This is a genomic window from Klebsiella sp. HMSC16A12 (assembly GCF_001808265.1).
GTDB classification, from domain to species: domain Bacteria; phylum Pseudomonadota; class Gammaproteobacteria; order Enterobacterales; family Enterobacteriaceae; genus Klebsiella; species Klebsiella pneumoniae.
On record NZ_KV792642.1, the window covers coordinates 233235 to 233548 of the forward strand.

Consider the following 314-nt stretch of genomic DNA (forward strand, 5'->3'; position numbering starts at 1 on the left):
CTTGCCCGGCGGCGCTGCGCTTGCGCGGGCCTGGGATATCTATGCAACCGATTGATATTACGGTGTATTAATGTCTGTGTTATGTAGGCCGGGCAAGGCATCGCCGCCGCCCGGCATAAAAGCGGCTCTGCGCCCGCTGTTCTTGCCCGGCGTCGCTGCGCTTGCGCGGGCCTGGGATATCAATGCAACCGTTTGATATTACAGTGTATTGATGCCTGTGTTATGTAGGCCGGGCAAGGCGACGCCGCCGCCCGGCATAACAGCGGCTCCGCGCCCGCTGTTCTTGCCCGGCGGCGCTGCGCTTGCGCGGGCCT